Source organism: Mesorhizobium sp. M0898 (assembly GCF_040319695.1).
GTDB lineage: Bacteria > Pseudomonadota > Alphaproteobacteria > Rhizobiales > Rhizobiaceae > Mesorhizobium.
In genome coordinates this window covers 1-7705 of sequence record NZ_JAMYOE010000090.1, presented here as the reverse complement: position 1 = coordinate 7705, position 7705 = coordinate 1, and the positions used below count along the sequence as shown (strand labels likewise).

Here is a 7705-nt window from a genome sequence, read left to right as displayed (position 1 = left end):
TCCCGGATGGTCGCACCATACGCCGAAAATCGCTCATCTCCAGCGGGGATCGGATGGCACCGTCATGATCATACCGGTTACCAACGCCATCGAGGCGCTGAACTCAAAGCTTGGCGGGCCGTGCGAACGCGCGGTCACTTTCCCAATGACGACGCGGCGATGAAACTGCTATATCTGGTGCTGAACCACGCCGCCGAGGAATGGAAACGCGCCCCGCGCGAGTGGTTCGAGGCCAGAACACAATTCGCCGTCGTCTTCGGCGAAAGGTTCGTCAGCCAATGACGACAACCGGCCTCACGCACAAGATTCCTGAGAGTCCCTGCCGGCGGTCACCTGATCGCGTTTCAGAAGCAGGACGAAGGGACGTCGAGGCCTTTCGATGTCTTCGTCAAGACCAAGCTCTACACCAACCCGAACGTCCGCAAATTTAAGAGCATCATCACCCTGGACCGCGTGAAGTTCGAGCCTTGGTTTAAGCGTGTTTCGACTGAACCGTTTCCATCACCCCGCGCCAGTTTTTGAAGCGCTCGTTGCGCCTGCAACGCCACTTTGATTGCAATCCGTGCGCCGATTCTACGATCACATTCATGCGGCCAGACTGAGCTGGCTGCTCGGACGAAGGGGCCCGCGCCTGCGGCCGGCACACAGTTGCGTAGACGTCGCGGGACACGTGTTCGCGGTCGGGAGCCGCATCAGCATTCGAGCTGCCGTGATGCCAGGCCTCCGGGCGCTTCCAGCGCGGCCTTCAAGACGACCGGGTGCGCGGACTGCACGGTTCGGAGGAATTGAGGAATGACACTTGCCGCAACTGAGACCGCAACGGCTCTGCCAGCCGTCGAGCAGCACCACCGGGACCATCGGCGCTACCCTCATGGCGTGGCTTTCACGGACGGGCAGTACCTACCCATGTCCGAAGCCAAGGTTTCGGTCCTGGACTGGGGTTTCCTCCATTCTGACGCCACCTACGACACGGTTCACGTATGGAACGGCCGGTTTTTCAGGCTGGATCTGCACCTCGACCGATTCTTCCGCAGCATGGAACGGCTGCGCATGAAGCTACGGTACAGCCGAGTTGAAATCGAGGCCATCCTCGCCAACTGCGTCGCGCTATCCGGGCATAGGTCGGCCTACGTCGAGATGATCTGCACACGTGGCACGTCGCCGACCTTCAGCCGCGACCCGCGCCAGGCCGAGAATCGATTCATCGCCTTCGCGGTGCCATTCGGCTCGGTCGCCGACAAGCAACAGCTCAAGCGCGGCCTGCATGTCGCCATTAGCGACACGGTACGTATCCCGCCGAAATCGATCGACCCATCCATCAAGAATTATCATTGGCTTGACCTCGTGAGGGGCCTGTTCGATGCGTATGACTATGGCGCGGAGACGGCACTGGTCGTCGATACCAACGACAACTGTCTGAAATCGAGTTGGCGGGCGGCAACAAGGTGCTGAACTTCTGCGCCAACAATTATCTTGGCCTCGCCGACAACACGGACCTGCGCGATGCCGCAAAGAATGCGCTCGACCGCTATGGCTACGGTATGGCCTCGGTGCGCTTCATCTGCGGCACACAGGCCGCTATTGGCGTCAAAACTGAGCCGTAGAGGATCGTGTCCTCGAAGCCGAGGAAGGACGAGATCCGCGCCTCGAGCTGTTTGTGCTCCTCTTGCGACTGCATCGACGTGATAACGCGCTCGGGCTTGTAGATCCCGGCGGATTTCAACCCCGCGAGTTCGGACGACAAATGGGCAAGGAAGAGACTGGTCATCGGCGGCGTGGTCCAAGCATGGGTGCGCCATCCTCCGCTTTGGCGAGGCCTAAACAGCGCACCGTGGCGACAGGTTCAGATTACGGGGAGGATACCAGAGTCGACCAGGCGGGATCGCCGTGCTTCTTCCAGTAGAGATCCATCAGCTGGCGGGTGACGGCGCCGACCTTCCGTCGCCGACAGCCATCGCCGAAGGTCCCGGTTTCAACGTCTTCGCCGTCAAGGACGGTCGTCTTCGGACGCCGGCCTACAGCGTCCTCCCAGGCATCACTCGCCAGACGGTGTTCGACCTCTGCGGGGAGCTCGGCCTCTCCGCCATCGCCCGCGACATCGGGCGCGGCGAGCTCAAGGCCGCGGACGAGGTGTTTATCACCTCCACCGCTGGCGGCATCATGCCGGTAACCAAGATCGACGACGTGTCGAAACGCTACTCGGCGAAGAGGACGCCGTGATCTCTGACGAGTTGAATCACGCGTCGATCATTGACGGGGTGCGGCTGTCAAAGGCAAAGCGTTTCCGCTATCCAACAACAACATGTCGGCCCTGGAGGAGGAGCTAAAGAAAGCCGAACGCTGCCGCTTTTTTTTCCATGGACGGCATTATCGCAAACCTGCGTTGCGTCTGCGACCTGGCGGAGAAGTATGGCGCCATCGTCATGGTCGACGACAGTCACGCGGTCGGCTTCGTAGGCAAGAGCGGGCGCGGCTCGCCGGAGCATTGCGGCGTCGACGGCAGGGTGGACATCGTCACCGGCACGCTCGGCAAGGCGCTTGGGGGCGCCTCCGGAGGCTATACCTCGGGCAAGCGTGAGGTCGTGGACTGGCTGCGCCAGCGTTCGCGGCCTTATCTCTTCTCCAATACGCTGATGCCAGCGATCGCCGCCGCCTCCCTCAGGGTTTTCGACGTGATCGAGAAAGGCGACGCATTGCGCGAAAAGCTCGCCGCCAACGCGGCTCGCTACCGCCGCGAGATGACGAAGGCCGGCTTCACGCTCGCCGGCGCCGACCACCCGATCATCCCGGTGATGCTAGGCGACGCCGCATTGGCGCAGGAAATGGCGTCGCGCATGCTGGAGCGGGGCGTCTACGTTTTCGGTTTTTCTTTTCCAGTCGTGCCGCGCGGCCAGGCGCGCATCAGGACGCAGATGTCGGCCGCGCATTCAAGTGAGGACATCGACCGCGCGGTCGCGGCATTCCGCTACGCCGGCAGGGAGCTCGGCGTCGTCTAAATGATATGGATATGTTAATTCCGTAACATGTATCAAAACGCCGAGCGTCACTCGATTGCCATCGGCTTTACCCTTACCGACTATTGTCACACTTTCGCACGACAAACGCCTCGGCCGTATGGACTCCGCGGACTCGAAGTGTTCCCTTCGGTAGCCCTGCCCTTCCGACGGGTAGAACAACCCTCGTAACTCCCGCGCTGAATATACGCCGGGTTTGTGCAGGGCTCGCCTCACCATCCCGAGAATTTCAAGTCGCGATCGGAAACGCCGGCATGTCGCGATTGACAAGGGTCAGGCTCGCGGGTTGCCGTTCCGGCAGTGCTTCAGGCTGGTTTCCCCATTGATGACCGCCACCACGACGCAGCCGCTGAATGGCTTGACGCTGCGGGCGATCTAGCGGATGGGCGGAAGCTGCTTCGGCGCGCGAGGGGTGAGTAGCTGGGCCCCGTCCTCCGTGATCACCACCGTTTCCTCGTGCAGCACGATCTTGCCGGGCTCGTATTCCAGGGCCGGCTCGATGCACATCACCATGCCGGGCTCGAGCACGGTCTGGTCCTCCAGGCGGACCGATGGGGGCTCGGTAACACGAAGCCCAAGCCCGTGTCCCATGCGCCCGTTGCTGTTGAGGTCTACCACGCCCGATGACAGGGCCTTGGCCATCTGCTCGAACACGTACCCGGCTGTGACCCCTGGCTTCGCGGCTTTTATTCCAACTTCATTCGCGTCCCACACACGCTCATGCGCGAAAAGGAGCGCATCGGTGGCGCTCCCGACCTGAAAGTTCCGGTCGTAATCGCAGAAATACCCATCGAAGGTCGTGCCCGTGTCGATGAAGAGCAAGTCGCCGTCGGCGATCGGCCGTTCGCGTGGTCCGCCGGTAATCTCGAACGGCCCGCCAACATCGGATCTGCAGATGAGCGTCGGGACAGCGCCCGCCCCCCCCGCATTGAGGCGCGCGCGGAACTCCCGAAGTATCTTGCGCTCGCTGTCACCGATCCTGACGAACTCAGGTACCTCGTCGTAAACGGCACCAGCGATATCGATTGCCCTTTTGATCTTCTTTACCTCAGCCGGGCTCTTGATCATTCGAAGGAGCCAAATCAGGAGAGCCCCGTCAACGATTTCCACGCCGATCAACTCGCCTATGATCGCGTTCAACTGAGAGACTGGGATCCCCAGCCTCAGTTCCATCCCGAGCTCCGCCCCGACGCGTCCGTGGCGACGGGGAAGGTCGGAAATCGCGCTCACCACCAGGGAAGTGCCCTCGTCCTCGGGCCGAGGGGACGGCCAAGACCTGATTTCCTTCATCCACGTCTGCTCGATGATCGCCCTCCCAATTTCCGGGATGATCGCGATTGGGTCGCCCGCGGCTGGCACCAAAACAAACCATGGCCGCGTGTAACTTTCCCAGAACGTCGAATCCACGCCGACAAAATATCGGATGTTGTCCATAGAGGTGAGCAGGAGGCCGTCCATGCAGTGCTTGGCCATGAGCTCCTGGGCGCGTGCAACCCGCGCTTGGAACTCAGTGGCGGGAAAGCCGTGGTCAGTCTCTTGATACATCCTATTCGCCCTTTGTTGTGGCACCGTTCAGCGCTGCGAACGGCAGCCGCCTCGCCTATGAGATCGCATCGAGCGTAGATGTGCTGATTGCGCAAAACTAGACAAAATGCGCCGAGCATGGCTGCCTCTGTTTCATAATCCTCGAATAGCCGCAATGTCTACGGCATCCACCGCGTCAAACGGCTGCACATTTAGAACAGATGCCAGCGATGGGAACCACCGGCAGTTCACGCGGGCTGGGCGCTCAGGCCGCTCTTCTCGATCGCGCACACCGCCGCTGCCTCATCGTTATCGGAGGTATCGCCCGTAATACCTACAGCGCCAAGAAGGTCACCGGCTTTGTCGCGTACCAGAACTCCACCAGGAACGGGAACGATCCTCCCGCCTGACACAGCGTAGGGCCCAGCTACGAAATGGGGCCGGTCGGCCGAAGCCTTGTCGAGCCAGCGCGAGCCGAAGCCCGGGGCCAGGGCACCGTAAGCTTTGCCGGTCCGCGATCTCGAAGCGAAGCGTCGACGCTCTGTCCTGCTTCTGGAAGGCGATCAGGTGGCCGCCGGCGTCGAGGACCGCAACGCTCTGGCTTGAGGTCCCTCCTGCGCCGCGGACAGCGCATTCGCGATGATCACGTTGGCGGCTGCCAGAGTCAGTGCGGTCATGTCAGTTCCCTTCAGAATGCTCGAAAGTAGCCTTCGCCTTCAGCTCCAGCCTCCGCGCATGCAGCACTGGCTCCGTGTAGCCGCTCGGCTGTTTCCTCCCCTTGAGGATCAGATCCCTGGCCGCCATGAAGGCGCTCGAACTGTCGAAGTCCGGCGTCATCGGCCGGTAGAGCTTGTCGCCGGCGTTCTGCTGATCGACAACCGCTGCCATGCGCTTCACCGTCTGCATCACCTGGTCGTGCGTGCAGACACCATGGTGCAGCCAGTTGGCGATGTGCTGCGAGGAGATTCGCAGCGTCGCGCGGTCCTCCATGAGCCCGACATCGTTGATGTCGGGCTCCTTAGCAGCCGACGCCCTGGTCGACCCAGCGCACGACGTAACCCAGGATGCTTTGCGCGTTGTTGTCGAGTTCGCGCTGGATCTCGTCGGGCGTCCAGTTCGGCCCCCTTGCTACCGGCGACAATATGTCGTCGAGCTTAAGTCGAAGGCATCGAGGGTTTTCCCCGGAGGAAGACGCGCTTCAGTGAGGTGGCGCTGCATACGCCCCGTTTCGCGTTCGGCGACCTCGAACTCAGCAAGCGCCGCCAGCAGCCGGGAAGCCGGCCAGCCTTCGGTGTCAGCCCGCTCGGCGAAGGTGTGCCAGGCCCTGGAGATGCCCGGCAGCCGCAGATCGGTGAGCATCAGGGACAAGCGCGCGGTATCGACAGGATCGTTGAGTCTCATGCCGTGACCTCCACGCGGGTGCCGATAAGCCTGTCGTAATCGACCAGTTTACCCAGATTGACGCTGACCTGCGGGACACAGGCCGGGTTCGGCGCGAACCGGGCGCGCATGCCGTCAAGCGTCGGCAAGGTTCCCGCATCGAGCTCGCCCTGGATGGCGTGGGCGAGTGCGGCCTCGACATTGCGCTCATGGGCGAGGCTCAGCAGTTCCACCGTCAGGCGGCAGGCATCGCGTTCCGGCAGCCTCTCCATGGCGGCATTGTAGAGATTGCGATAGGTGAAGAGCTGATCGCGATAGCGAGTCTGGGCAAAGCCCCCGGTTTCTGGCGCAGGGAATGAATGACGTGATGATAGTTCACGACATGCTGGGTGGGGCCGAGCTGGCCTCTGACGCGCGGCAGCTTCATCAGGGACGTGCCGCCGAGGAACAGTTCGATATGCTCCTTGAAGAGCCGTGCGCGCAGCCGATGTCCGATCAGCCGTGAAGGAACGGTGTAGAAGACCCGGCGAAGGGTAAACCCTCCACTGCTGGTGACGTAGACGATCTCGTCTTCGCCTTCGGGCTGGTTGCGCGGCAGCGCCAGCAGGCTTCGCGCTCAATGGCGATCTCCTTGGCCCGACGGGCATTGCGCTGGCCGACAACCTCGTCGACGAAGGCGGCAAAACTGGTGACGTCCGCAAAGTCACGCGTTCCGCGCAGGAGAAGAGCATCCTCCAATTCCCGCTTCAGATCGCCATGGAATCCTTCGACCGCGCCGTTCTCGTGGGCGACGCCGCGATTGTTGCGGCTGGCCTTCATGCCGTAATGGGCGCAAAGCGCTTCATACCGATCTGTCATGTCCTGTGCGGTATCGGCATTGAGATTGCGGAATGCAGCCGAAAGACTGTCCGTGCGGTGATCGCGCGGCGCGCCGCCGAGAGACCAAAGGGCGTTCTGCAAACCACTTGTCAGCGCGGCAAAAATCTCGCCGCCTTCGACAATCTCGGCATGCTCGAATCCACTGTATGCAAGTCGGAAGTGATAGAGCAGGTAATCGAAGGTCGCGCCGGCGATCGTGACCTTGAGGCCCGGCGCATGGGTAAAATCCGACAGCCCCATGCGCCCCGACTCGTGAACCTGCCGGAATACGACCTCCTGATCTGCTCCATGGATCGCGCGCCATGCGCGGATCCGGCGCTCAAGTATGCGGCGAATACCAGAACCAAGCTCGGGATGACGCTTGCAAAGCTCACGAAGAATGCCGACAGGGCGCAAGCCGGGAGCGCTTTGCAGCATCGGAACCACCTCTTCGGTGAATATCCCTTCCAATGGATCAGGCCGACGTCGTTCGTGTTTGGACTTCTTCTCGCTTGGTGGACGCGGGTCTGATTCGGTCCGATAACCAGTGGATGGGCTGAAACCTGATTTGGCGGCCGCGACAGGGACACTGTGCTTCTGGCGATTTTGCATATAGAGCCTCGATTGTTGATCCGTGATGTGACTGCCGGACATTCATTCTTCCTTTGAGCGGGAAGAAGAAATGCACCCGACACATCGCGATCACCAGACGGCGTGAACCCCTATGTGGGTTCGCGCCGTCGCCAGGAACGTCCCTCCAGTCGGGCTACGCCCTCCCTCCGTGACGTCCCTGGCGACGCTCCCATCCTGATTGACGCTGTTCCCAGGTTGATTGCCGCGCCGTAGACTGTTCCCCAGCCCCCGCAGTTTCCGTTCGCCGTCCGGTTGGCCAAAGATGACGCTATTGAAGGTGTCAACTCCGACCAGGC

The 7705-nt window shown here is 61.6% G+C and carries 1 protein-coding gene and 10 pseudogenes; 5 read left to right on the top strand and 6 right to left on the bottom strand.

Going from position 1 to position 7705, the window contains the following annotated elements; all coding sequences use genetic code 11:
• The 3 pseudogenes from NKH90_RS33835 to NKH90_RS34980 all read left to right on the top strand — a co-directional run.
• A pseudogene (locus tag NKH90_RS33835) lies at nt 1-282 on the top strand (transposase); the annotation flags it as partial.
• Nucleotides 283-792: 510 nt separating this feature from the next.
• Nucleotides 793-1413 (top strand): annotated as a pseudogene (locus NKH90_RS33830) (aminotransferase class IV); the annotation flags it as partial.
• Nucleotides 1407-1574: pseudogene (locus tag NKH90_RS34980) on the top strand (glycine C-acetyltransferase); the annotation flags it as partial. The pseudogenes NKH90_RS33830 and NKH90_RS34980, both read left to right, overlap by 7 nt.
• Here the strand turns inward: NKH90_RS34980 and NKH90_RS33825 are convergent.
• Nucleotides 1572-1768, bottom strand: a pseudogene (locus NKH90_RS33825) (glycine C-acetyltransferase); the annotation flags it as partial. The pseudogenes NKH90_RS34980 and NKH90_RS33825 sit on opposite strands and share 3 nt — an antisense overlap.
• A 185-nt stretch (nt 1769-1953) precedes the next feature.
• On the opposite strand from NKH90_RS33825, the pseudogene NKH90_RS33820 reads away from it, so the two are divergent.
• Nucleotides 1954-2181: pseudogene (locus NKH90_RS33820) on the top strand (aminotransferase class IV); the annotation flags it as partial.
• 8 nt (nt 2182-2189) lie between these two features.
• Nucleotides 2190-2996 (top strand): annotated as a pseudogene (locus NKH90_RS33815) (aminotransferase class I/II-fold pyridoxal phosphate-dependent enzyme); the annotation flags it as partial.
• Nucleotides 2997-3389: 393 nt separating this feature from the next.
• Here the strand turns inward: NKH90_RS33815 and NKH90_RS33810 are convergent.
• The 5 genes and pseudogenes from NKH90_RS33810 to istA all read right to left on the bottom strand — a co-directional run bounded on the left by NKH90_RS33810 (nt 3390) and on the right by istA (nt 7430).
• A complete protein-coding gene (locus NKH90_RS33810) occupies nt 3390-4559 on the bottom strand; it encodes a M24 family metallopeptidase (protein ID WP_352823610.1) in 1170 nt (389 codons plus the stop codon).
• A 227-nt stretch (nt 4560-4786) separates the two neighbouring features.
• Nucleotides 4787-5215: pseudogene (locus NKH90_RS33805) on the bottom strand (GlcG/HbpS family heme-binding protein).
• A gap of 1 nt (nt 5216) precedes the next feature.
• Nucleotides 5217-5700, bottom strand: a pseudogene (locus NKH90_RS33800) (malate synthase G); the annotation flags it as partial.
• A pseudogene (locus NKH90_RS33795) lies at nt 5688-5939 on the bottom strand (ATP-binding protein); the annotation flags it as partial. The pseudogenes NKH90_RS33795 and NKH90_RS33800, both read right to left, overlap by 13 nt.
• Nucleotides 5936-7430 (bottom strand): annotated as a pseudogene (gene istA, locus NKH90_RS33790) (IS21 family transposase). The pseudogenes istA and NKH90_RS33795, both read right to left, overlap by 4 nt.
• Nucleotides 7431-7705 lie beyond the last annotated feature (275 nt).

Bases quoted from the DNA above. Each gene is read 5' to 3' on its own strand.
- NKH90_RS33810 (WP_352823610.1), bottom strand. From the start codon at position 4,559: ATGTATCAAGAGACTGACCACGGCTTTCCCGCCACTGAGTTCCAAGCG.